Here is a 21,520-nt window from a genome sequence, read left to right as displayed (position 1 = left end):
TCTATCCCAACGGCGAAATATTCTGTGCTAAGGTTAAACGCTGCGTATTGGTATTTAACAGGTAAATCGCTATGTCTGATGACGTTAAGGGAACAACAACCCACCAGCAACTCATTACGTTGTTAACCCAGCAGGGCGCACGATTTCGCGTCATGGAGCATGACGCCGTGGGGAAATGCGAAGCGGTGAGTGAGATCCGCGGAACCGATCTGGGGCAAGGGGCAAAAGCACTGGTCTGTAAGGTGAAGGGAAACGGCGTAAAAAAACACGTTCTGGCGATCCTCGCCGCCGATCTGCAGGCCGATTTAAGCCAGCTTGCCAGCCATTTTGGGGGGATAAAAGCGTCTCTCGCAAGCCCTGCCGAAGTCGATACCCTGACCGCCTGCGTTTTTGGCGCCATTCCGCCTTTTAGCTTCCATCCCGATCTGGCACTGGTGGCCGACCCGCTCCTGTTCGATCGTTTCGATGAAATCGCGTTTAACGCCGGTCTGCTGGAAAAATCCGTGATTATGGATACGCAGGATTATTTGCGTATCGCCCGTCCTGAACTGGTGACGTTCCATAAAGCGTAATCGTGTAGGCTGGCATCACGTCAGCCTTTTTTTTCCAGAAAAATAACTGACGCGACCAGGATAATGGCAACAGCGAAAAACGATGAAGAGATGATCAGCGTTTCGACAAACATGTGATCGTACATTTTTGCGACCCTTTTTCGATGCCTGCCCCTGTTTTATCCCCCGTAAATGACAGGGTTATGACAGCAGTAAAATCTTTTTAAAAACTGTCTTCAGCCGTGTTTCCGCGTAAAGTAAGCAGGCTTACTCTTTTGGCAAGGATTCCTTATGTTTGACCCGACTCTGCTCATTCTTCTGGCCCTCGCTGCGCTTGGCTTTGTCAGCCATAACACCACCGTCGCTATCTCAATTCTGGTGCTGATCATTGTGCGCGTGACCCCGTTAAACACCTTTTTCCCGTGGATAGAAAAACAAGGTCTCACCATCGGGATCATCATTCTGACCATTGGGGTGATGGCACCTATCGCCAGCGGTACGCTGCCTGCCTCGACGCTACTGCACTCGTTTGTAAACTGGAAATCGCTGATAGCGATAGCGGTAGGCGTTTTTGTCTCGTGGCTGGGCGGGCGTGGCGTTACGCTGATGAGCAGCCAGCCCTCGCTGGTAGCCGGTCTGCTGGTGGGAACCGTGCTCGGTGTGGCGCTCTTTCGTGGCGTTCCGGTGGGCCCGCTGATTGCGGCCGGGCTGGTCTCACTGTTTATCGGGAAGTCATAGTCAGGCTGGCAATATAGCGCGCTGGCGTCTGCCCCAGCCCCTTCTTAAACATCGTGATAAACGCGGTGGTGGAGTCGTACCCCAGCGACTGTGCCACCTGCTGTACCGACTTCCCCCCAATCAACAGCTGTAACGCCACAATAAGCTGCAGCTGATGCCGCCAGCGGCGAAAGCTCAGGCCCGTCTCTTTTACCACCAGGCGCGCCAGATTGCGCTCACTCATGGCGAAGTGGCTCGCCCATTGCGCCAGCGTCTGCCAGGCAGCAGGCTCTTCCGCCATCTTCTCGCTCATCAGCCGGATTTTTGGATGAGGCGAAACGGGCAGTTGCAAATGTTCCTGACGCTGCAGCGGTAGCTCGTCAAAAAGAACATCCACCAGACGCGATGTGGCAGCAAGCGAAAGCGCTTCACGTGATTTTTCCGCCAGCGATAAGATCAGTTCCCGCACCAGAGGGGAGATCTTCAGGGTGCAGCAGCGATCGGGCAAACTTACCGCTCCGGGTTCAATAAACAAAAAGCAAAGCTGGGCACCCGGCGTGGCCTTATTGCTGTGCGGCATCTGGCCAGGGATCCACACGGCATATTGGGGCGGTACCATCAGCATGGCGTTTTCCACTTCGCAGGTAATGGCTCCCCCCAGCGCCAGAATCAGCTGTCCCTTACGATGTTGGTGTCGCGGAATGTATTGTTCCTCCGCCACCACGCGGATGCGAAACGCGACAGCCGCATCATGCTGGCTATCGGGATCGTAGCCGTCCAGTCCGAGACCAATCATCAGGTTGTCCGATATTAGCGATAAACTGTCATTTTAGCCTGATTTCAACCGTGGAGAAAATCGGTATTGTGTGCGCTCGCTTGAACGTATGAGAACACAATGACTACTGCAATTCGGGTTTCAGGAAAACAGGGCGCGCTGCTGATCGCAGGTATCCTGATGATTGCCACTACGCTTCGCGTCACCTTTACCGGAGCAGCACCGCTGCTCGATACCATTCGTCTCGATTATGGCTTGAGTACAGCGCAAACCGGTCTGCTGACCACCCTGCCTCTGCTGGCTTTCGCCCTTATCTCCCCGCTCGCCGCAGGTGTTGCCCGGCGTATCGGCATGGAGCGCAGCCTGTTTATCGCCCTGCTGCTGATTTGCGTCGGCATTGCTGTGCGCTCCCTGCCTTCCGCCCCCCTACTTTTCATCGGTACGGCGGTGATTGGCTGCGGTATCGCACTGGGCAATGTGCTGTTGCCTGGGTTAATTAAACGTGACTTCCCGGGACAGGTTGCCAGACTCACCGGCGCGTATTCCCTGACGATGGGGATCTCCGCGGCGTTAGGTTCCGCACTGATTGTTCCGCTGGCGCAGGGGGAAGCCGGCTGGCATGGCGCCCTGCTAGTGCTGATGGCCTTTCCGCTGGCGGCGTTACTGCTCTGGCTGCCACAGTGGCGTCAGAAACACGTTGCGACGGTGACCGGTGCAGGCGCGTTACATAACCGCGCCATCTGGCGCTCTGCCCTCGCCTGGCAGGTCACCCTTTTTCTGGGGATTAACTCGCTGATTTACTATGTCATCATCGGCTGGCTACCGGCGATCCTGCTCAGCCACGGGTATAGCGAAGCCCAGGCGGGTTCTGTGCACGGACTCTTACAGCTGGCCACCGCCGTGCCGGGTCTCGCTGTCCCGCTAATCCTCCATCGTCTGAAGGATCAGCGAGCAATCGCCGGCGTCGTGGCGCTGTTGTGCGCGATAAGCGCAGCAGGATTGTGGTTTGCGCCGGGAATGGCGGTCATGTGGACGCTGGTGTTTGGTTTTGGTACCGGGGCAACGATGATCCTTGGCCTGACCTTCATCGGGCTGCGCGCCAGCTCTGCGCATCAGGCCGCGGCCTTGTCCGGCATGGCACAGTCGGTTGGCTATCTGCTGGCCGCCTGTGGCCCGCCGTTGATGGGCAAAATTCACGATGCTGCCGGTGACTGGCGGTATCCGCTTCTGGCCTGTGCACTGGCCGCCGTGATCATGGCCATTTGCGGTATGCTTGCCGGGCGTGACCGGGAGGTAACGCCCCGTTAGTAGAATGGCAGACCACCAGGTCTGCCTTTTTTATCCGCGCGCCGCGCGCAGCATTGCCTGTACCAGCACCACCGGTCGACCTTCCAGCGCGGCACGTTCATGCTGGAATAAAGTGATCACGAAGAACGGATGGGTCAGTAGCTCCGCGGCGCGAATTTCACCCTGCTCGTCCCAGCCGGTGACGCGCATTTCGCCGCTCTCCAGCTCCCGTGCAAATTCCGGCGACACACCGTAATTGCAGTGATATCCCTCCACGATTTCCGGTTTGCCATAGGCTTTGGCGATGAGCGTATTGTTGCGCAGCTCAATTGCATCGGTTTTTTCCACCAGCGAGCAGGTTAATGGCGCAATCACCATTGTGCCTTCGGTATCCGTTTCGGCGTGCGCCGCATCGTGCCAGCCCAGCACATTACGGGCGTACTCAATCAGCGCATGCTGGAACCCGCCGCAGGTGCCGAGGAAGGGAATGCTGTTTTCGCGTGCGTAGCGTGCAGCGATAAAGGCCGCCGCTGTGTTTTTGTACGGGCTTGCGGGAACCAGCCAGATAGCGTCATAACCTACCAGATCTTCCGGGCTGGTCAGTTCCGTGGTCGCGAGCCAGTCATAATCAGCGGTGAGGTCAAGAACGGCAGCGGCGTCGTCAATTGCCAGCGGGATCGCCTGGTGCGCAATAACATCGGGATTGTAATCGCCAACCAGCGCAATGCGCAGTGTGGTTTTAGCCGGGAGGTGTTCCATGAAAGGTTCCTTATGCCTGAGTATTAGCAGATAACATAAGGAACCTCAGACTACCGATCTTCTGCAATTATCACAATACCTTAAATTGGGTGGGTAAAGACAAAGTGCTAGAGTAATACGCAGAACGTTTTGCCGCAGCTGAGGAGAAAAGATGATCCAGTGTAAACGCGTATACGAACAGGCAAGCCCGGACGATGGTTATCGGGTGCTGGTAGACAGGCTCTGGCCGCGTGGCGTGAAGAAAACCGATCTCGCGTATGATGAATGGTGTAAAACGCTCACCCCGTCCAATGATTTACGCAAGGCGTTTCATAGCGAAACCCTTGATTTCAACGCCTTCAGCAAGGCGTACCGGGAAGAGCTGGCGCAGCACAAGGACGAGGGGTTGCGTCTTGCGGCGCTGGCCAGCAAGCAGACCTTAACCCTTCTCTATGGCGCGAAAGATAAGGAACACAATCACGCCCTGGTGTTAGCCGACTGGCTGCGTAATGTCTAGTCAGTCGATCATCAGTTCATCAAGGATTTGCGGCGCCGTATCCGGGGTAAGCGGCATCAGATGTTCGGCGCGAATAAACGCAAAGCCATGCTGATTGTCAAACGCGAAGACATCACCGGTCACCAGCCAAAGCGCGCGATCCGAGGTGGTGGGTAACTGCGTCATGACGCCATTGACCGGATTAACGAAACGCTGGCCGGGCTGACACAGGCCAAACAGTTCAACAGATTTACCAATATTACGACGGCCGGACGCCGTGCGGGCACCGATGATCATCGCCATGCTGCCCGGTTTAAGCTGAAACATACTTCTCTCACGATAACGGTAGCCATCGAAAGGCTAAGAATAATCCTAAAGAGAAGTGTACCGCAGCCACTATCCCGCTGTCACCTGGCAGGTTGCGGATGATCGCGACGATAAAGCGCCCATTCATCGATTACTTCGCCGCCAGGCAACTTGCACTCCGTGCGAACCCCTTGCGGGCTCTGAACCGGGACCTGTTCTCCGCCTTTATTCAGGCAGTAGACGGAGGCGGGATTAGCCATCCCGATAACCTGGGGCGGTTTCGGGGCATCAGGCGGGGATGTTTTGGCGGTACAGGCGGCCAGCGGTAACGCCAGTGCCAGAAGCAGTAATCTCATCTCATTGATCCTTTTAACTTCATCAGACTTTAAGGGTAACGGGTCATCGCCGCTTTCTCCACGATTTCTCCATCTTAACTGCACTTTTCCACACTACAGTGGCACGTGTTCTCAATGACCAGAGAACATCATTCCGTAATCAAGATGTCTTTGCCCCGGTCTCAACATCGGGGCTTTTTTTCTCCCCCGCTCCCCTGTGATGAATATTAAAATTTTTATATTCATGTTTTACTATGCCCGAAGTCGAAAAATTCAGCATAACATGCAGATGCAGACGTCTTCTGCATGGGAGTGAGCCTACGTCATGTCGGATATTATCCTTGCCCGTGTTTCAGAAACGCTCTCCACTGAGCAGTCCCTTGAAAGTCTCGTCCGCCAGCTGCTGGAGATGCTGGAGATTGTGACTGAAATGGAGTCCACCTACCTGACGAAGGTCGATATCAATGCGCGGCTGCAGCATATCCTCTACGCCCGCAACAGCAAGCAGATGCAGATCCCTGAGGGGCTTAACGTTCCATGGGGCGACACGTTGTGTAAGCGCGCCATCGAGAGTGGTACGTTGTTCAGTAACGAGGTGGCAGAGCGCTGGCCGGATTGCGATGCCGCGAAAGCCCTTGGCATTACAACCTACATGAGTATCCCTATTCACCTTGCGGATGGTTCACTCTATGGCACGCTCTGCGCCACCAGCACGGAAAAGAAACATCCCAGCGATCGCGGTGAACAAGTTCTGAAATTATTCGCCGGGTTGATTGCCCAGTATATTCAGAAAGAGTCGCTGGTGATCCAGCTTCGGGAAGCCAATGCGGCACTCATTGCGCACTCTTATACCGATGCCCTTACCGGATTACCAAACCGCCGCGCCATCTTCGAAGAGCTGACGACCCTGTTTTCACTGGCAAAGCACCTTAAACGCAACGCCATCATCGCGTTTATCGACCTTGATGATTTCAAGCTGATTAACGACCGTTACGGGCATGAATCAGGCGATCGGTTCCTGATTGAAGTGGGTAAACGTCTGACTGAAGAAAAACAGGCGGACGAGATAATCGGCCGGCTGGGCGGTGATGAGTTTCTGGTGGCCTCGCTTAGCCAGACCAATAGTACGGGTGAGAGCACACAGATTAACCTGCTTAAAACGCGCCTCGACGCCCGTATTGCAGGAGAATACTGGCTGGGGAGCGTGAACATTATTTATCCTGGCGCCAGCTTCGGTGTGATTGAAGTTGACCCCACCGTGACCGATCCGGACAGTGCGTTACGCGCGGCTGATGTCGCGATGTATCAGCATAAGAAAGGAAAAAGCAAAACGCGCTTTCTCGCGATGGATTAACCCCGTACACTCTACGGCGTTATAAAAACCGAAACAGGTGATGGTATGAGAATAGGGATCCTCTTCCCGGTCGTTATTTTTATAACGGCGGTAGTGTTTTTGGCCTGGTTTTTTGTCGGTGGTTACGCTGCTCCGGGGGCATAAATGAGAAAAACAACCCTCATTATGCTGATCGTGGCAATCGTGGCTGTTGCAGGCTCGCAGCTAGGCTGGTGGTAAATCCACCACGTAAAAAGGCCGCCATATGGCAGCCTTTTTCAACATTTATCAGGCTTAGCTTTTGATTTTTCTGTAGATAAACAGAACAACCAACGCACCGATCACCGCGACAGCGAAGCTGCCGAAGTTAAAGCCATCGACCTTACCAAAGCCGAACAGCGTACTGATCCAACCGCCCACCACTGCACCGATAATCCCCAGTATTACGGTGACGATAAACCCACCGCCATCTTTGCCCGGCATAATCCACTTCGCCAGAATACCTGCAATAAGCCCAAAGATAATCCAGGATAAAATTCCCATAAGTTTCCTCTCCGTATGGTTTTTGTCATTAAATCAACGACACAAGAAAGGATAGCACAGGATTTCAGAAAGGAAATTTGTGATAAGCATCACAGTGAGAGAGTGCGCGTTTATTCATCAACAGCACCACAAGAAATGTGGGGTTGCATCTTTTGTTGAGAAAGATTATCTTTCTCAACACTGAATAGTTGAGTGAAACGCTCAGGTATTCAGTACGACATTGCTCACATTGCTTCCAGTATTTCTTGCCCACTCTAGAGTGGGCTTTTTTTTGCCTACACCGCAACAAAAGCGTGCCGGTTTCGCCCTGCACGTTTTGCCTGATAGAGCGCCTGGTCGGCGGCTATAATGATGTTCTGCTGGCTGCCCGCGATATCCACGGCACGCGCAGTGGAGATCCCGACGCTAACCGTGACCCGCCCGAAGGGACTGAAAGCATGTTCAATATGCAGCGAAAAGACATTGCGAATGATCGTCTGACCGAGGCGGAGCGCTTCCTGGATATCCGTGTCTGGCAGGATCAGTGCAAACTCTTCCCCACCATAGCGCGCCACAACCTGGTTGTCCCGGTTCAGGCTCTCCCTGAGGCTATTTCCCAGCAGGGTTAAACAGCGGTCCCCTTCGGGATGACCATAGTTATCGTTGTATTTTTTGAAGTAGTCCACATCGACAATCAACACCGAAATCGGGGCGTCGCTGGCCGCACAGGCCGCAATTTCTGACAGAATTTTTTCATCAAAAATGCGTCGGTTGAAAAGTCCGGTTAGCGCATCTTCAGACGCAATAATCTTCAGCGCTCTGTTATCCCGTGTTTTTCTGGATAAATCGGAATAAAGGAAACAGGACGCCGCAATGAGTATCGCGGTAAAAACCAAAATGAGTACAGAAAGCTGGAGAGCCTGCTTGCGCCAGGGGGCGAGTGCTTCTTGCGTACTGACCGCCACGGTGGTGACGAGCCCGTAGCGCTTGTTCTTCTCGAAAGCATAAATGCGTTCGATTTTATCAAACCGTGAGACAGAGCTGGCGATACCCGCGTTTTGTACCTTGAGGTATGTCCTGAAGAGAGGCGAATCCGAAACAATCGCGCCAATGTAATTATTTTTAAACGGATGACGCACCAGCAACACGCCTGACTGGGTTGTTAAACCGATCACACCTGAGTGACCAATATTGATCTGCCCGTATAACGCCAGAAAATTTTCGATACCCAGCGTAACCACAACGACACCGTTAAACGCGCCGGTAGGGGTTTCCAGCCGACGACTAATGGTTATGACCCATTTACCATTCGTTCTGCTGACCACCGGCTGACCAATAAAAATCTGCTGGCTCTTATTTTCTTTGTGGTAGATAAAAAACGATCTGTCCACCCCTTTCCGGGGTCCGGAAAAACTTTCATGCAGTGCCGTAAAAATATTCCCTTGCGCATCGTAAACAACCACATTATTTATCTGGATAAGAAGATTATCCTGATTGCTTATCATCCGCTGGATATTTTTGGCCTGTTGTGGGGTCATGCCATAAATTTTGATTATGTCGGAAACCGAAGTAATCAACATTTCACTTTGGCGCATGATCCCTTCGCTGTACACGTCTAAGGTATGGCTCAGGTTAGCAACGCTGGTATTTATTTGCTGGATTGACTGCTGCCTGGACGTGGTAATTTGGACGGCAAGCGACAGCGAAATGATCAATGAGACAATGATGACGGTAATAGTTGTTGTGTAAAAAGTATTTTTCACATGCACGAGCTCTTCCACCTTATCACGCCTGACATCCCTGGCTGACAACTAGAGTCACTGTAACAAAGCTCAGGATAAGAGGAAAATGAATTGCACTTAAGCATACAACAGAAATCTGATGATATTTCGCTTTTCGCAAACGGGCATCAGATATTATTACTGGGCCCCTTTCACAGAAAAAAATCTCTTACAGACTGACCTTCTCCAGCGGCTTAGATAAGATGACTTTAATAAATTCTTTATACGAGACCGGTTTACCAAAATAGTATCCCTGCAACAGGGTAATCTGATTACGGTTGAGATAGTCCAGTTGCTCCTTCGTTTCTACCCCTTCAGCCACGATATGCAGTGAGAGTTTTTTCGCCAGGTCAATCACACAGTCCAGCAGGATCGTAGAGTCTTTCGCCTCTGATACCCGGTTCACGAAACTTTTATCGATTTTAATATAATCAATCGCCAGCGCGTGCAGACAGGAGAGTCCGGAATACCCGGTCCCAAAGTCATCAAGCGCAATGACGAAACCGGCGTTATGTAACGCATTGAGATTTTCCACCAGATGAGGATTATCGATCAGCGGTTCACGCTCGGTCACTTCGAGAACCAGTTTGACCTCTTTACCATAAAAGCCTTTTCCAAAGACCCGGCAGTCAGCGATAAAAGAAGGCGCATTGATGTGTCTGGCGCTGATGTTCACCCCGATGTGAAATCCGTCCGGCAACTTAGGCAAAAGCGGCTTAAGCTCGGTCACCACTTTCGCCATTAACCCTTTGGTCAGCGGAATTATCAGACCGCTGCGCTCGGCAATCGGAATAAAAACATCCGGTGGGATAAAGCCTGATTTTGGGTGCTTCCACCTTGCCAGCACTTCCACGCCATACAAACCGCCGGTATCGCCATTCACGATCGGCTGATAGTACGGAACGATCTGGCCGTGGATGATGGCTTTACGCAGATCGTCTTCAAACGAGCTGCTTTTCCCCCTGTAGCGACGGATAAGAATGCCAACAGCCGCAGATAACGCAAGGATAAGCAGTATCACGCTCCATCCCTGATGCAGTAAACGCGTCAGGCTGAAAAAGGCGGGAGGCTGCCAGGCCATGCTAAACGGAAAATGTGCCGATGCTGTTAAGGAGCCCGCCCACTTCACGGGGGGCCAGCCGGTCACATCCCCCGCGCCGGCTATCGCTTTTTCGCCAACAACCAGCCTCAGTCCCGTGCTGTTTGCTGCACTCGCAATAACATCCCGCAAATGCGCGTCGCTAACGCTTACGATAACGCGCCCTTTCGCGACGGGCATCTGAAAAAGTAACACCGGAATGCCGTTCACCAGGCGATTACCGGGGAGCAGCATCAATCCTTTGTTGGGCAGCGTCTGCGGGCGAACAATCAATACGCCGTTTCCGGGAAGGGAGGTACAGACGATCCTGCCCTGCTGCTCAATCATAATGGCGCTAAGATGCGGTTTCAGCGCAGCTTCCGAACCCAGTTTACGCTGTCCGGTGTCGGTACACCCTTCAGCGGCGACCCGTTTTGCGGTATTTGCAGCACTGACAGCCTCAGCAAGAATGGCCTCAATTTTACGCGTGCTTGCGGCGGCGGTTTCGGCATAATTTGACCGGGCCATATGCCACAACTGCCAGTTAATGATCAGCATGCCACTCAGAAACACAAATAAGGCACACAGAATGGGGAGCATAAGGTTGCGCACGATTTTTTCCTTAAGAGAAAAATGCTCATTTATGACCTGTATAAGGCGATTGCCTGGCAAACTCTCCGCTGCTTAAAGCAATGTGAAAAGTTTAGTTAAGATTTATCTTAAAAAGCTGGTACTTCCGCATGAGTTACTCTGACTGAATAAGATAAACCTCCGTTATTATCAGGCTTGTGCCTTGCCCTGGCTGTGTTAAGATTTGTGCAATCAGGGAGCGGACGGGACCACTGGAAAATGAAAAAGATCATTGCCGTTGCTATCATTTCAACGTTGCTGGTCGCCCTCTCTCTCTATGCGGTTAATGCGGTTATCGTGGCCCAGCAAAAGAGCAAACAGCTCGAGGTTTCCCATTCCCTTTTGCAATATTCAGAAGGCCTCTCTCAAAGTGTGGCGCAGGCGCTCAAAAGCATTACTACACAGGGATGTGATAAAACCAGTCTCGATAGTTACAGGCAGATAAAGTTAGATAGCCTCTATTTCGGGGATATCGGTTTTATTGAAAAGGGGAAAATAGCCTGTACTGCTTTTTGGGGTAAACTCGCCACTCCCGTTGCCCTTCCTGCAGAGCTGCATAAAACGCCACGGGGTTTTCTTCTGGCACAGTTTTCCAGAAAAGATTTTTTTACAGGCAATGCGGCAATTTATAATAACGTGATTATATTCACCTCCCGCTATGCTTACGATAAGTTCACGCCGATTACGGCGAACTATTCACTGAGTACGACGACCAAAGATTTCGGCAGAACATTTTTCTCAGCCTCCCCGGTGATAAAAGAACAGAGCTGGCTGCATTCGAATCTGTTTACCTTAACCCTGACGCAGTGCAGCGCCGTATGGGATTTGTGTGTGATCGTGAAGCATCACAACGCAGGGCTGGCTTCATTGTCTCTGGTGGTGTTTACCCTTCTCACGGCAATTCTGGCTTTCATCTGGATAGCGATCACGCTGTTTTTCTTCCGCATCTATGAAGATCGGTTCTCACTGGAGCGCACGCTGGTTAACGCGGTAAAAGCCAATACCATCAGCGTTAACTACCAGCCCATTATTCGAATCCAGGATAAAAAAATGGTGGGCGTCGAAGTTCTGTCGAGATGGCGCGATAACAATCATGGAGAGGTCTCGCCTGAGCTCTTTATTCCCTTAATTAAGAAAATTGGCCTGTATCAAAAGTATTATATCAATATCATCGAAAAATCCCTGGCAGAAATCGCCTCGCTGGCGATTAAACATCAGCTGGTGATTTCATTAAATATTGGCCGAACCGAGATTGAAGACGGGCAATTCATTAAGATTCTGTGTCGTGAGTGTTTAGTGAACAGCATTCCACTCTCCTTGATAAAAGTCGAACTCTCTGAAAAGGCGGTTTCCACTGCGGATGTTCTCGAAGGGTTTTGTCAGGCGTTAAAATCACTGGGTGTGAGAATATCAATTGACGATTTTGGAGTGCAAAACTCTAACCTCGCCCGCATATCGCTTCTGGAATACGATGAGATCAAAATAGATAAATCGCTGGTAGATGGTATTAATGAGCATTATAAACAGAATATATTCGTCATCTTTAGTGACGCCCTCGCCAGACTGAATAAAACGCTCGTCTTTGAAGGTGTGGAAAGCGAAACGCAATATCGCTTTATCGCAGACCGGTATCCTGATGCCCTGATTCAGGGATGGTATTTCTCTAAATCACTGACCATTGATGAACTGACGCAGCAACTTAACAACGATAAGCAAAAACCAGCGCGTTAGCATGTCAACATTGACGACGTGACGGCTCTGCATAACGTCCAGTTATAATTCACGACGTTGAGTTTTAGCTCTCCGCAAACCTCACCGTAACGCTGCATGCGGCGCTCACGGAAAAACGCCCTCAGCGATTCAGGCAGACAGTCTGCCTGGTAGCGTAACAGCGTAGTGTGCCAGAACGGCGCTGGCAAAGGGGTATTGCCATGGCGTAAGCGCAACGCCTCTTGCCAGTCCGTGGTTAACAGACATTCACAAAACGCCTGCCGCTGCCTCAAGGCAAGTGTATCGGGTATGCCTGCAAGCAAGAGCTGGTTGGGCAATGCCACCAGCCTGAGTTCCCGAACCGTGATACCCAGACCGGCGAAAGGGGTCCATGCGTCGATAAGCTGATGCGTCTTCGCCGGTAACGGTGCATTCTCGTCGTAGAGAGGGAGCGTTATGGGTACGAAGGTGAAATGGAAGCCGGATGGCGGCTGGAGGTCTACTAACGAGTCGTGGCGGGTCAACGCCCGCAGTTCCCGAAACAACATGTCGACAGACGCGGCCATTTCCGGCTGGAAACCTGTCGCCAGTGCGAGCTTTTGCGTAGCATAAAACGGCTCCCTTACCGCTCCGATACCGTCCCGCTTTTCCCAGAGTGCCAGCGTCTTCGCGTTGGTGTCGTGGTAATGTTTTTCCAGATCAGACGTTTCCATTTCTTTCCTAAAAACATATAGTCGTCACATTCAGACCGTAGATTACCCTGAAGCACACTCTCATTTGGTTAAAACGTGAAAAATTCTCTGTTGTTTCCGCTGGTACTCTTTTTCCTGATCGTTATTTTCGCCCTGCTCATCGGTAAACCCTCAACGCACATCCCGGATAAAAAATGCATGTGGTCCGATAGCGTGATGCTGAGCTGTTTAGCAAAGCATCAGCACAACGGTTTTTGAGGCAGACTATTCATTTCCCCACTGATTGAGGAAGTTCGCAATATCATCAATGCGCGCGCTACGGATGCCGGCTTCACTCGCCATCTCTTGCTGGGCTTCCTCGCTGATCTCTTCATTGTTCGATAAACGGGTGAGCAGCAACTGGAAATAACAGGCAAGAGGATCGCGCTCTGCCTCACTTACCGGCTCCGCGGCTTCCGACGCGTATTCATCGACGATGTCATAATACTTAAGTGGAATTTCATTGTGCATAAACAGTCTCTTCTCTGACCTTTAAGGGTAATGCGTAAGTATATCGGACGGCACTCTTAGACCAAAGCCTTGTTAATCAACGCAACCACAATGCAATCAATGCAGCCAGCGCCGGTAAAGCCTGAACATAGAGTATTTTTCGGCTGGCGGTCATGGCACCGTAAATGCCCGCAATCAACACGCAGGTCAAAAAGAAGAAGACCACAGGAACACCGCTTTCACCAAGCCACAGTCCCCAGAGCAATCCCGCCGCCAGAAAACCGTTATACAACCCCTGATTTGCGGCCAGCACGCGGGTATCGCGTGCAAAATCAGGGCTGAGATTAAATGCCTTGTGGCCTGTTTTTGTGTTCCACAGGAACATTTCCAGCACAAGTATGTAGAGATGAATTAATGCAACAATAGCGACAAGGATCGTAGCTAACATCTTGCAGTCTCCCGCAGGCAGAGGAAAAAAACGGGGACCTTCAGGCCCCCGTTCACGTTTAACCCAGAATCTGGATGACATATTCGCGATGATCGCGTCGCCAGACTCTGAACATTTTAGCATCTTCTATAGCGTTAACGATCGGGCCAGCGACTTCAACCATTTTATATGGTGCATCAACGTGACACCGGAACGTACATTAACTCAGAACGCTGCCGTTCCATACCTCTCCGAGATTTATTACCCGGTCATTATTGTATGCACCAGAGGCATTCAGGTTTTTCAGCGGGCTCCAGTCATTGTTCCAGGGGATAAACATGGTTGCTTTAGGGTATTTCTGAAGAATAACACTCACTAAATTTGCATAATCAAACTGGCCGTTAATTGTTGATGGCCCCACCTCAGCAAAGGCAAACGGCTTATTCAATGCCACCATTTCATCGTAACCGTTTACAGTGGCAGGATTGTCTGTATACAAGTCCAGGCCAGTAATATCAACATACTCTGCGCCAGGGTAATAAGATGTCTTATAATCCCGGTTTGCATCAGGAGAGAAGACCCAGAGTAAATTGTTTAACCCTTTCGTTTTAACGAAATAATTAAAGATATCCTGATACAAGCGTCGATACAGATCCATACGTACAGTATCGTTTGTATTCTCACCGGTTGCCCCCCACCAGAACCACTCGCCATTCATCTCATGCAAGGGTCGATAAAAGACGGTGACACCTTTCTCATTCAGTTGCTGTAGGCCCTGAGCGACCTTATCAAGCATTGCCAACCAGCGTCCACGCGACGGTGTTCCAGACTGTAAGATTGCAGAAAATTCATCATTACTCACAGGATGCTTGAGAGCCCCCTTTCCATCACCAGGATTATTACCCGCAAAACAAGGGTTTGGTAAATGGTGGCTGATCGCGACCAGTCCGCCTTTTTTCCAGTGGTCGATCAGATCGGCATTACAACCAAAATCGATCAAACTGGCTTCCTCTCCAGGGGTACAGGCATCCCAGCCACGGGCATAGTCAGCGCTATAAATAGCCGGGAATTTCCCGGTCAGGGCCTGCAGGTCTTTTCCTTGTTGCAGGGAAAAAGCATCGACGCCGCCGATATTGCTATAGCCACCAAAAATACCTGAAATGAGCTTTTTACCCTGTCGATCAGACAGACCACTCAACCACTGATAAATCATTTTCGCATTATTATCTGCAGACTGATTTGCGGGTACTACAGCAAAAGTACTCATTTATAGAATATCCTTACGTCTCGATTGGAAAATACATGGCAATGAATAACCATGCGTATTTGCTACGTACACAATAAAACCGATATTGCCCGGCTTTATTTTTTCGTACAGTTTGTCTGGCTTTTCCCACTACCGCGGACAGTGCCAGCACAGCAATACCGTTTGATTAAATAACTTGCTGCGACAGGGATATTTATATCAGCCGCCTGCTTAAAATGATGCTAATTCACGTTGTGCTATCTCCCGTAATACGAGTGATATTCCGCACACCAGAAAGTTATGCTGACAACAGAATTAATGAGAGTTTCACCGTAATCGCGTCGTACCCGATAAGTCAGATCAGGTATTCATGAGCGCGGCACCGGTTGAGGCCGGACACCATAACAATGAATTTAGTGAGACGTGGAATTAAGATATTCAAGAAATTTTGGGGCATACATCGCCGAATCAAACGGCGAAAGCGCATGATGGCCCGGTAGAGCGTGGACGGTAAATGCTATTTAAGGAGGGGTTTTGATAACCGTACGAAATCGAATAATAAAAAACGGGAACCCATCGGCTCCCGTTCTTGTTTAACCCAGCAAGTGGATTACATGTTCGCGATAATCGCGTCGCCAAACTCTGAACATTTCAGCAGCTTAGCGCCTTCCATCAGACGTTCGAAATCATAGGTAACGGTTTTCGCGTTGATCGCGCCTTCCATACCTTTAACGATCAGGTCTGCGGCTTCGAACCATTCCATATGACGGAGCATCATTTCTGCAGACAGGATGATAGAACCTGGGTTCACTTTATCCTGGCCGGCATATTTTGGTGCCGTACCGTGGGTCGCTTCGAACAGTGCGCACTCGTCACCGATGTTCGCACCAGGGGCGATACCAATACCGCCAACCTGCGCCGCCAGGGCGTCGGAGATGTAGTCACCGTTCAGGTTCATACAGGCGATAACGTCATATTCAGCAGGACGCAGCAGGATCTGCTGCAGGAACGCATCGGCGATCACATCTTTAATGATGATCTCTTTGCCGGTGTTCGGGTTCTTGATCTTCTGCCATGGACCACCGTCAATCAGCTCACCACCGAACTCTTCCATCGCCAGCTGGTAGCCCCAGTCTTTGAATGCGCCTTCGGTGAACTTCATGATGTTGCCTTTGTGAACCAGCGTCACAGAGTCACGGTCGTTGGTGATCGCGTATTCAATGGCCGCACGCACCAGACGTTTAGTCCCTTCTTCGGAGCAAGGCTTGATACCGATACCGCAATGCTCAGGGAAGCGAATTTTCTTCACCCCCATCTCTTCGCGCAGGAATTTAATCACTTTCTCTGCGTCAGCAGAGTCCGCTTTCCACTCGATGCCCGCGTAGATGTCTTCTGAGTTTTCGCGGAAGATAACCATGTCGGTCAATTCAGGGTGCTTAACCGGGCTTGGGGTGCCCTGATAGTAACGAACCGGACGCAGACACACGTACAGGTCCAGCTCCTGACGCAGCGCAACGTTCAGGGAACGAATACCGCCACCGACTGGAGTTGTCAGAGGGCCTTTAATAGCAACGCGGTAGTCGCGGATCAGGTCCAGCGTTTCAGCTGGCAGCCAAACGTCCTGGCCATAAACTTGAGTAGATTTTTCACCGGTGTAAATTTCCATCCAGGAAATTTTACGCTCGCCTTTGTAGGCTTTCTCAACAGCGGCATCAACCACTTTCAGCATTGCCGGGGTAACGTCTACACCGATACCGTCACCTTCGATGAACGGGATAATCGGATTGTGAGGAACGTTAATCTTGCCGTTTTGCAGGGTGATCTTTTTACCTTCCGCCGGAACAACTACTTTGCTTTCCATTAACCTCTCCTTCGAGCGCTTCTGGTTGTTACTGATCTTATGTTAATAAATTGTAATGAGCCCTTCGATAGTACCTGATTGTCCGACGCCATGAAAGGTCTTCGTTAATAGGCTATAATGCGGCAATTGATAACGTCTGAAAATACCATGAAGAAAACTTCTTTTACAAAACACCGGGTTGAGCGATTCAGCTCACGACAAGCCGCCAGAAGACCACAAGAATCCCAGCCAAAGCGGGTGATTTTGTTCAATAAACCCTACGATGTTTTGCCGCAGTTTACTGACGAAGCCGGACGCAGCACGCTGAAGGATTACATTCCTGTTCAGGGCGTCTACGCCGCCGGCCGTCTGGACCGGGATAGCGAAGGACTTCTGGTCTTAACCAACGATGGTGCCTTACAGGCCAGGCTCACTCAGCCGGGCAAACGCACGGGAAAGATTTACTTCGTCCAGGTTGAAGGTGAACCGGATGAAGAGACGCTGGCGACATTACGCCGCGGCGTGACGTTAAACGATGGTCCTACCTTGCCTGCAGGTATTGAGCTCGTCAGCGAGCCGGAATGGCTGTGGCCACGCACGCCGCCGATCCGCGAGCGCAAATCCATCCCGACGAGTTGGCTCAAGATCACCCTTTATGAAGGCCGTAATCGCCAGGTTCGCCGGATGACCGCACACGTGGGCTTCCCTACCCTGCGACTTATTCGCTACGCCATGGGCAACTACACCCTGGATTCACTGGCAAACGGTGAATGGCGGGACGTTACCCCTTAAGGAGTCACTATGTTTAAACCGCATGTCACGGTCGCCTGCGTGGTTCACGCGCAGGGTAAGTTTTTGGTCGTAGAAGAGAGTATTAACGGCAAGGCGCTGTGGAACCAGCCAGCCGGGCACCTTGAAGCCAATGAAACCTTACTGCAGGCCGCCAAACGCGAATTGTGGGAAGAAACCGGTATCCACGCGGAGCCGCAACACTTCATCCGTATGCACCAGTGGATTGCCCCTGATCACACTCCGTTCCTGCGCTTTTTATTTGCCGTCGAGCTTAGCGAAACGTGCGCCACAGAGCCGCAGGACGATGATATCGATCGCTGCCTGTGGGTCACTGCCGAAGAGATCCTGAACGCGCCAAACCTGCGCTCGCCGCTGGTTGCCGAGAGTATCCGCTGCTGGCAGTCTGCTGGTCGCCTGCCGCTTGAGGTGATTGGAGAATTTAACTGGCCGTTTACAGAGGGTGCCAATGGTGGGGGGGCGTGATAGAATACGCCGCCTTGAAGTTCAATGTCGTGAGTATTCCATGTCAGATAACAGCCAGAAAAAAGTGATCGTCGGCATGTCCGGCGGTGTCGATTCCTCCGTTTCCGCCTACCTGTTGCAACAACAGGGCTATAAGGTGGAGGGCCTGTTCATGAAGAACTGGGAGGAAGATGATGGCGAGGAATATTGCACTGCTGCTGCGGATCTCGCCGATGCGCAGGCGGTGTGCGATAAGCTGGGCATTGAACTGCACACCGTTAACTTTGCCGCAGAATACTGGGACAACGTCTTCGAGCTTTTCCTGGAAGAGTACAAAGCCGGTCGTACCCCGAACCCGGACATTCTGTGCAACAAAGAGATCAAATTTAAAGCCTTCCTGGAATTCGCCGCAGAAGATCTGGGCGCAGACTATATTGCGACCGGGCACTACGTACGTCGTGCCGATGTGAATGGCAAAAGCCAGCTGCTGCGCGGTCTGGATGGCAACAAAGATCAAAGCTACTTCCTTTATACACTCAGCCACGAACAGATTGCGCAAAGCCTGTTCCCGGTAGGCGAGCTTGAAAAGCCGCAGGTGCGTAAAATCGCCGAAGAGCTGGATCTGATCACCGCGAAGAAAAAAGACTCCACCGGTATCTGTTTTATCGGCGAGCGCAAATTCCGCGACTTCCTTGGTCGTTACCTGCCGGCACAGCCGGGCAAAATCGTTACCGTCGACGGTGATGAGATTGGTCAACATCAGGGGCTGATGTACCACACGCTGGGCCAGCGTAAAGGGCTGGGTATTGGCGGCACCAAAGAAGGCAGCGAAGATCCGTGGTACGTCGTAGATAAAGATGTCGAAAACAATATTCTGGTTGTTGCTCAGGGCCACGACCATCCGCGTCTGATGTCCGTCGGCCTCATCGCACAACAGCTGCACTGGGTCGATCGTGAGCCGCTGAAGGGTACGCTGCGCTGTACGGTAAAAACACGCTATCGCCAGACCGATATCCCTTGTACCGTCACCGCGCTGGATGATGAACGCATTGATGTGCGTTTCGACGAACCGGTTGCAGCGGTCACCCCAGGCCAGTCCGCCGTATTCTACAGCGGCGAAATCTGTCTGGGCGGCGGGATCATTGAACAGCGCCTGCCGCTGCCGGCCGTTTAACACGATTGCACACATAAAGGAGAACGTGTGGCGAAGAACTATTATGACATCACCCTGGCACTGGCTGGAATTTGCCAGTCTGCCCGTCTGGTGCAACAGCTGGCGCATCAGGGTCATTGCGATGCTGACGCGCTGCACGTTTCACTCAACAGCGTTATCGACCTCAACCCCGGTTCGACTCTGGGTGTCTTCGGTGGGAGTGAAACCAATCTTCGTCTCGGTCTTGAAACTTTGCTTGGCGTGCTTAACGCCAGTAGCCGTCAGGGGTTGAACGCGGAGCTGACCCGCTACACGTTAAGCCTGATGGTGCTGGAGCGTAAGCTCAGTGCGGCCAAAGGCGCGCTTGATACGCTCGGTGACCGCATTGCCGGGCTGCAGCGCCAGCTCGACCATTTTGATCTGCAGTCCGAAACGCTGCTCAGTGCGATGGCCGGCATTTATGTTGACGTCATCAGCCCGCTGGGCCCACGTATTCAGGTCACCGGCTCTCCTGCCGTGCTGCAAAGCCCGCAGGTTCAGGCAAAAGTCCGCGCCTCCCTGCTGGCGGGTATTCGTGCCGCCGTGCTGTGGCATCAGGTTGGCGGTGGCCGCCTGCAGTTAATGTTTTCTCGTAATCGCCTGACGACTCAGGCAAAACAAATTCTTGCTCATTGTTAACCTCCCGGAGTTGCGAATTATGGAATTATCCTCACTGACCGCCGTATCCCCTGTAGATGGACGCTACGGCGATAAAGTCAGCGCGCTGCGCGGGATCTTCAGCGAATATGGTTTGCTGAAGTTCCGTGTTCAGGTTGAAGTACGCTGGCTGCAAAAGCTGGCCGCCCAGGCAGCAATCAAGGAAGTTCCTGCTTTTGACGCCCAGGCAAACGATTACCTCGATAAAATCGTTGCTGACTTCAACGAAGAAGATGCTGCGCGCATTAAAACTATTGAGCGCACCACCAACCATGACGTAAAAGCGGTTGAGTATTTCCTGAAAGAGAAAGTGGCAAGCGTGCCTGCGCTGCATGCCGTGTCTGAATTCATTCACTTCGCCTGCACCTCAGAAGACATTAACAACCTGTCTCATGCGCTGATGCTCTCCACCGCACGTAAAGACGTAGTGCTGCCTTACTGGCGTAAAATCATCGACGCGGTAAAAGCACTGTCTGTCGAATATCGTGATATTCCGCTGCTGTCCCGTACCCACGGTCAGCCGGCCACTCCCTCCACGATGGGTAAAGAGATGGCAAACGTGGCGTACCGTATGGAACGTCAGTATCGTCAGCTGGAGCAGGTCGAGATTCTGGGTAAAATCAACGGTGCGGTAGGTAACTACAACGCCCACATCGCCGCCTACCCGGAAGTGGACTGGCATCAGTTCAGCGAAGCGTTCGTGACCTCTCTGGGCATTCAGTGGAACCCGTACACCACCCAGATTGAGCCGCACGACTATATCGCGGAACTGTTTGACTGCATCGCTCGCTTCAACACCATTCTGATCGATTTCGATCGTGACGTGTGGGGTTACATCGCGCTGAACCACTTTAAACAGAAGACCATCGCCGGTGAAATTGGCTCCTCAACCATGCCGCACAAAGTCAACCCAATCGACTTCGAAAACTCCGAAGGCAACCTGGGTCTGGCGAATGCGGTGCTGCAGCACATGGCGAGCAAACTGCCGGTTTCCCGCTGGCAGCGCGACCTGACTGACTCCACCGTGCTGCGTAACCTGGGCGTGGGTATCGGCTACGCGCTGATCGCGTATCAGTCCACCCTGAAAGGTGTAAGCAAACTGGAAGTGAACCGCGACCGTCTGCTGGACGAGCTGGATCACAACTGGGAAGTGCTGGCAGAGCCCATTCAGACCGTCATGCGTCGTTATGGCATTGAAAAACCGTACGAGAAACTGAAAGAGCTGACGCGCGGCAAACGCGTAGACGCCGAAGGCATGAAACAGTTTATCGACAGTCTGGAACTGCCGGAAGACGAGAAAACCCGCCTGAAAGCGATGACCCCGGCAAACTATATCGGCCGTGCCATCACCATGGTTGACGAGCTGAAGTAACCTCCCTTCCCCCTTTCCGCCTGGAAAGGGGGCTGCTTTTCCCCGGTTTACTTAATGTTTATCCCCACAACAACATAATCAGCGTTAAACTA

At 51.8% G+C, this 21,520-nt stretch carries 26 protein-coding genes; 13 read left to right on the top strand and 13 right to left on the bottom strand.

What is annotated here, in order from left to right; translation table 11 throughout:
- Positions 1–71 precede the first annotated feature (71 nt).
- A complete protein-coding gene (locus JTA15_RS04455; protein WP_219372901.1) occupies positions 72–572 on the top strand; it encodes a YbaK/prolyl-tRNA synthetase associated domain-containing protein in 501 nt (166 codons plus the stop codon).
- Between the two features lie 20 nt (positions 573–592).
- Here JTA15_RS04455 and yoaI read toward each other — a convergent pair whose 3' ends face one another.
- Positions 593–697, bottom strand: coding sequence for a small membrane protein YoaI (gene yoaI / locus JTA15_RS21680; RefSeq protein WP_014169634.1), 105 nt, complete (start codon positions 695–697; stop codon positions 593–595).
- 145 nt (positions 698–842) lie between these two features.
- Between yoaI and JTA15_RS04450 the strand changes: the two genes are divergently transcribed.
- Complete coding sequence (locus JTA15_RS04450) at positions 843–1,289, top strand: DUF441 domain-containing protein (protein WP_014169633.1); 447 nt, start codon at positions 843–845, stop codon at positions 1,287–1,289.
- Here the strand turns inward: JTA15_RS04450 and JTA15_RS04445 are convergent.
- Positions 1,273–2,064 carry a helix-turn-helix transcriptional regulator gene (locus JTA15_RS04445; RefSeq protein ID WP_020884444.1) on the bottom strand — a complete coding sequence of 264 codons (792 nt, stop codon included), beginning with the start codon at positions 2,062–2,064 and terminating at the stop codon, positions 1,273–1,275. The genes JTA15_RS04450 and JTA15_RS04445 overlap by 17 nt on opposite strands.
- A 99-nt stretch (positions 2,065–2,163) precedes the next feature.
- On the opposite strand from JTA15_RS04445, the gene JTA15_RS04440 reads away from it, so the two are divergent.
- Positions 2,164–3,351: a CynX/NimT family MFS transporter gene (locus tag JTA15_RS04440; RefSeq protein ID WP_134179209.1), complete on the top strand. Its 1,188-nt coding sequence runs from the start codon at positions 2,164–2,166 to the stop codon at positions 3,349–3,351.
- A gap of 30 nt (positions 3,352–3,381) precedes the next feature.
- Here the strand turns inward: JTA15_RS04440 and JTA15_RS04435 are convergent, their stop codons facing one another.
- Positions 3,382–4,089, bottom strand: a complete 708-nt coding sequence (locus tag JTA15_RS04435) for a CTP synthase (RefSeq protein WP_014169630.1) — start codon at positions 4,087–4,089, stop codon at positions 3,382–3,384.
- A gap of 151 nt (positions 4,090–4,240) precedes the next feature.
- On the opposite strand from JTA15_RS04435, the gene JTA15_RS04430 reads away from it, so the two are divergent.
- On the top strand, positions 4,241–4,585 hold the full coding sequence (locus tag JTA15_RS04430; protein ID WP_014169629.1) for a DUF488 domain-containing protein: 345 nt from the start codon (positions 4,241–4,243) through the stop codon (positions 4,583–4,585).
- Here the strand turns inward: JTA15_RS04430 and JTA15_RS04425 are convergent, their stop codons facing one another.
- Positions 4,586–4,891, bottom strand: a complete 306-nt coding sequence (locus JTA15_RS04425) for a hypothetical protein (RefSeq protein ID WP_020884446.1) — start codon at positions 4,889–4,891, stop codon at positions 4,586–4,588.
- Positions 4,892–4,971: 80 nt separating this feature from the next.
- On the bottom strand, positions 4,972–5,226 hold the full coding sequence (locus JTA15_RS04420; RefSeq protein ID WP_219372900.1) for a DUF333 domain-containing protein: 255 nt from the start codon (positions 5,224–5,226) through the stop codon (positions 4,972–4,974).
- 304 nt (positions 5,227–5,530) lie between these two features.
- Between JTA15_RS04420 and JTA15_RS04415 the strand changes: the two genes are divergently transcribed.
- From JTA15_RS04415 to yoaJ, 3 genes are read left to right on the top strand one after another with little or no spacing between them, the layout of a single operon-like run.
- Positions 5,531–6,559 (top strand): sensor domain-containing diguanylate cyclase, encoded by a 1,029-nt coding sequence (locus tag JTA15_RS04415; protein WP_219372899.1) that lies wholly within the window; start codon positions 5,531–5,533, stop codon positions 6,557–6,559.
- Between the two features lie 45 nt (positions 6,560–6,604).
- The gene (locus JTA15_RS04410) at positions 6,605–6,703 is read left to right on the top strand and encodes a YoaK family small membrane protein (RefSeq protein ID WP_014883431.1); all 99 of its coding nucleotides are present in this window, start codon (positions 6,605–6,607) and stop codon (positions 6,701–6,703) included.
- Positions 6,704–6,778, top strand: a complete 75-nt coding sequence (gene yoaJ / locus JTA15_RS21890; protein WP_071605476.1) for a protein YoaJ — start codon at positions 6,704–6,706, stop codon at positions 6,776–6,778.
- 54 nt (positions 6,779–6,832) lie between these two features.
- Here yoaJ and JTA15_RS04400 read toward each other — a convergent pair whose 3' ends face one another.
- The 3 genes from JTA15_RS04400 to JTA15_RS04390 all read right to left on the bottom strand — a co-directional run bounded on the left by JTA15_RS04400 (position 6,833) and on the right by JTA15_RS04390 (position 10,531).
- The gene (locus JTA15_RS04400) at positions 6,833–7,081 is read right to left on the bottom strand and encodes a GlsB/YeaQ/YmgE family stress response membrane protein (protein WP_006174788.1); all 249 of its coding nucleotides are present in this window, start codon (positions 7,079–7,081) and stop codon (positions 6,833–6,835) included.
- 275 nt (positions 7,082–7,356) lie between these two features.
- A complete protein-coding gene (locus JTA15_RS04395; protein WP_032679672.1) occupies positions 7,357–8,829 on the bottom strand; it encodes a sensor domain-containing diguanylate cyclase in 1,473 nt (490 codons plus the stop codon).
- Between the two features lie 181 nt (positions 8,830–9,010).
- Positions 9,011–10,531 (bottom strand): cyclic diguanylate phosphodiesterase, encoded by a 1,521-nt coding sequence (locus tag JTA15_RS04390; RefSeq protein ID WP_219372898.1) that lies wholly within the window; start codon positions 10,529–10,531, stop codon positions 9,011–9,013.
- 237 nt (positions 10,532–10,768) lie between these two features.
- Between JTA15_RS04390 and JTA15_RS04385 the strand changes: the two genes are divergently transcribed.
- The gene (locus tag JTA15_RS04385) at positions 10,769–12,280 is read left to right on the top strand and encodes a cyclic diguanylate phosphodiesterase (RefSeq protein WP_025204430.1); all 1,512 of its coding nucleotides are present in this window, start codon (positions 10,769–10,771) and stop codon (positions 12,278–12,280) included.
- Here the strand turns inward: JTA15_RS04385 and JTA15_RS04380 are convergent.
- From JTA15_RS04380 to icd, 5 genes are all read right to left on the bottom strand, one after another.
- Positions 12,277–12,972, bottom strand: coding sequence for a hypothetical protein (locus tag JTA15_RS04380; RefSeq protein ID WP_032677945.1), 696 nt, complete (start codon positions 12,970–12,972; stop codon positions 12,277–12,279). The genes JTA15_RS04385 and JTA15_RS04380 overlap by 4 nt on opposite strands.
- Positions 12,973–13,215: 243 nt before the next feature.
- Positions 13,216–13,461 (bottom strand): YmjA family protein, encoded by a 246-nt coding sequence (locus JTA15_RS04375; RefSeq protein ID WP_014169620.1) that lies wholly within the window; start codon positions 13,459–13,461, stop codon positions 13,216–13,218.
- 76 nt (positions 13,462–13,537) lie between these two features.
- The gene (locus JTA15_RS04370; RefSeq protein ID WP_020884453.1) at positions 13,538–13,888 is read right to left on the bottom strand and encodes a DUF1304 domain-containing protein; all 351 of its coding nucleotides are present in this window, start codon (positions 13,886–13,888) and stop codon (positions 13,538–13,540) included.
- A gap of 199 nt (positions 13,889–14,087) precedes the next feature.
- On the bottom strand, positions 14,088–15,134 hold the full coding sequence (locus tag JTA15_RS04365; protein ID WP_219372897.1) for a glycosyl hydrolase: 1,047 nt from the start codon (positions 15,132–15,134) through the stop codon (positions 14,088–14,090).
- Between the two features lie 589 nt (positions 15,135–15,723).
- Positions 15,724–16,974, bottom strand: coding sequence for an NADP-dependent isocitrate dehydrogenase (gene icd / locus JTA15_RS04360; RefSeq protein ID WP_014169617.1), 1,251 nt, complete (start codon positions 16,972–16,974; stop codon positions 15,724–15,726).
- A gap of 117 nt (positions 16,975–17,091) precedes the next feature.
- On the opposite strand from icd, the gene rluE reads away from it, so the two are divergent.
- From rluE to purB, 5 genes are read left to right on the top strand one after another with little or no spacing between them, the layout of a single operon-like run.
- Positions 17,092–17,745 carry a 23S rRNA pseudouridine(2457) synthase RluE gene (rluE, locus tag JTA15_RS04355; protein ID WP_032681233.1) on the top strand — a complete coding sequence of 218 codons (654 nt, stop codon included), beginning with the start codon at positions 17,092–17,094 and terminating at the stop codon, positions 17,743–17,745.
- A gap of 9 nt (positions 17,746–17,754) precedes the next feature.
- Complete coding sequence (locus JTA15_RS04350) at positions 17,755–18,228, top strand: NUDIX hydrolase (protein ID WP_020884456.1); 474 nt, start codon at positions 17,755–17,757, stop codon at positions 18,226–18,228.
- A 40-nt stretch (positions 18,229–18,268) separates the two neighbouring features.
- The gene (gene mnmA / locus JTA15_RS04345; protein WP_032670452.1) at positions 18,269–19,381 is read left to right on the top strand and encodes a tRNA 2-thiouridine(34) synthase MnmA; all 1,113 of its coding nucleotides are present in this window, start codon (positions 18,269–18,271) and stop codon (positions 19,379–19,381) included.
- 27 nt (positions 19,382–19,408) lie between these two features.
- Complete coding sequence (gene hflD, locus JTA15_RS04340; protein WP_014169611.1) at positions 19,409–20,038, top strand: high frequency lysogenization protein HflD; 630 nt, start codon at positions 19,409–19,411, stop codon at positions 20,036–20,038.
- A gap of 19 nt (positions 20,039–20,057) precedes the next feature.
- Entirely contained in the window at positions 20,058–21,428 is a 1,371-nt protein-coding gene (gene purB / locus JTA15_RS04335; protein WP_020884458.1) for an adenylosuccinate lyase, read from the top strand.
- Positions 21,429–21,520 lie beyond the last annotated feature (92 nt).

This window comes from Enterobacter sp. BIDMC 29 (genome assembly GCF_019378755.1).
In the GTDB taxonomy this organism is placed as follows: domain Bacteria; phylum Pseudomonadota; class Gammaproteobacteria; order Enterobacterales; family Enterobacteriaceae; genus Enterobacter; species Enterobacter ludwigii.
This window is presented reverse-complemented; position numbering and strand designations above follow the sequence as displayed.

Coding starts and splice junctions, on each gene's coding strand:
- icd (WP_014169617.1), bottom strand. CDS start 16,974: ATGGAAAGCAAAGTAGTTGTTCCGGCGGAAGGTAAAAAGATCACCCTG.
- JTA15_RS04385 (WP_025204430.1), top strand. CDS start 10,769: ATGAAAAAGATCATTGCCGTTGCTATCATTTCAACGTTGCTGGTCGCC.
- JTA15_RS04380 (WP_032677945.1), bottom strand. CDS start 12,972: ATGGAAACGTCTGATCTGGAAAAACATTACCACGACACCAACGCGAAG.
- JTA15_RS04450 (WP_014169633.1), top strand. CDS start 843: ATGTTTGACCCGACTCTGCTCATTCTTCTGGCCCTCGCTGCGCTTGGC.
- JTA15_RS04410 (WP_014883431.1), top strand. CDS start 6,605: ATGAGAATAGGGATCCTCTTCCCGGTCGTTATTTTTATAACGGCGGTA.
- JTA15_RS04430 (WP_014169629.1), top strand. CDS start 4,241: ATGATCCAGTGTAAACGCGTATACGAACAGGCAAGCCCGGACGATGGT.
- JTA15_RS04350 (WP_020884456.1), top strand. CDS start 17,755: ATGTTTAAACCGCATGTCACGGTCGCCTGCGTGGTTCACGCGCAGGGT.
- yoaI (WP_014169634.1), bottom strand. CDS start 697: ATGTACGATCACATGTTTGTCGAAACGCTGATCATCTCTTCATCGTTT.
- JTA15_RS04400 (WP_006174788.1), bottom strand. CDS start 7,081: ATGGGAATTTTATCCTGGATTATCTTTGGGCTTATTGCAGGTATTCTG.
- JTA15_RS04365 (WP_219372897.1), bottom strand. CDS start 15,134: ATGAGTACTTTTGCTGTAGTACCCGCAAATCAGTCTGCAGATAATAAT.
- JTA15_RS04440 (WP_134179209.1), top strand. CDS start 2,164: ATGACTACTGCAATTCGGGTTTCAGGAAAACAGGGCGCGCTGCTGATC.
- purB (WP_020884458.1), top strand. CDS start 20,058: ATGGAATTATCCTCACTGACCGCCGTATCCCCTGTAGATGGACGCTAC.
- JTA15_RS04370 (WP_020884453.1), bottom strand. CDS start 13,888: ATGTTAGCTACGATCCTTGTCGCTATTGTTGCATTAATTCATCTCTAC.
- JTA15_RS04445 (WP_020884444.1), bottom strand. CDS start 2,064: ATGATTGGTCTCGGACTGGACGGCTACGATCCCGATAGCCAGCATGAT.
- JTA15_RS04375 (WP_014169620.1), bottom strand. CDS start 13,461: ATGCACAATGAAATTCCACTTAAGTATTATGACATCGTCGATGAATAC.
- mnmA (WP_032670452.1), top strand. CDS start 18,269: ATGTCAGATAACAGCCAGAAAAAAGTGATCGTCGGCATGTCCGGCGGT.
- JTA15_RS04455 (WP_219372901.1), top strand. CDS start 72: ATGTCTGATGACGTTAAGGGAACAACAACCCACCAGCAACTCATTACG.
- JTA15_RS04425 (WP_020884446.1), bottom strand. CDS start 4,891: ATGTTTCAGCTTAAACCGGGCAGCATGGCGATGATCATCGGTGCCCGC.
- JTA15_RS04420 (WP_219372900.1), bottom strand. CDS start 5,226: ATGAGATTACTGCTTCTGGCACTGGCGTTACCGCTGGCCGCCTGTACC.
- JTA15_RS04435 (WP_014169630.1), bottom strand. CDS start 4,089: ATGGAACACCTCCCGGCTAAAACCACACTGCGCATTGCGCTGGTTGGC.
- JTA15_RS04415 (WP_219372899.1), top strand. CDS start 5,531: ATGTCGGATATTATCCTTGCCCGTGTTTCAGAAACGCTCTCCACTGAG.
- rluE (WP_032681233.1), top strand. CDS start 17,092: ATGCGGCAATTGATAACGTCTGAAAATACCATGAAGAAAACTTCTTTT.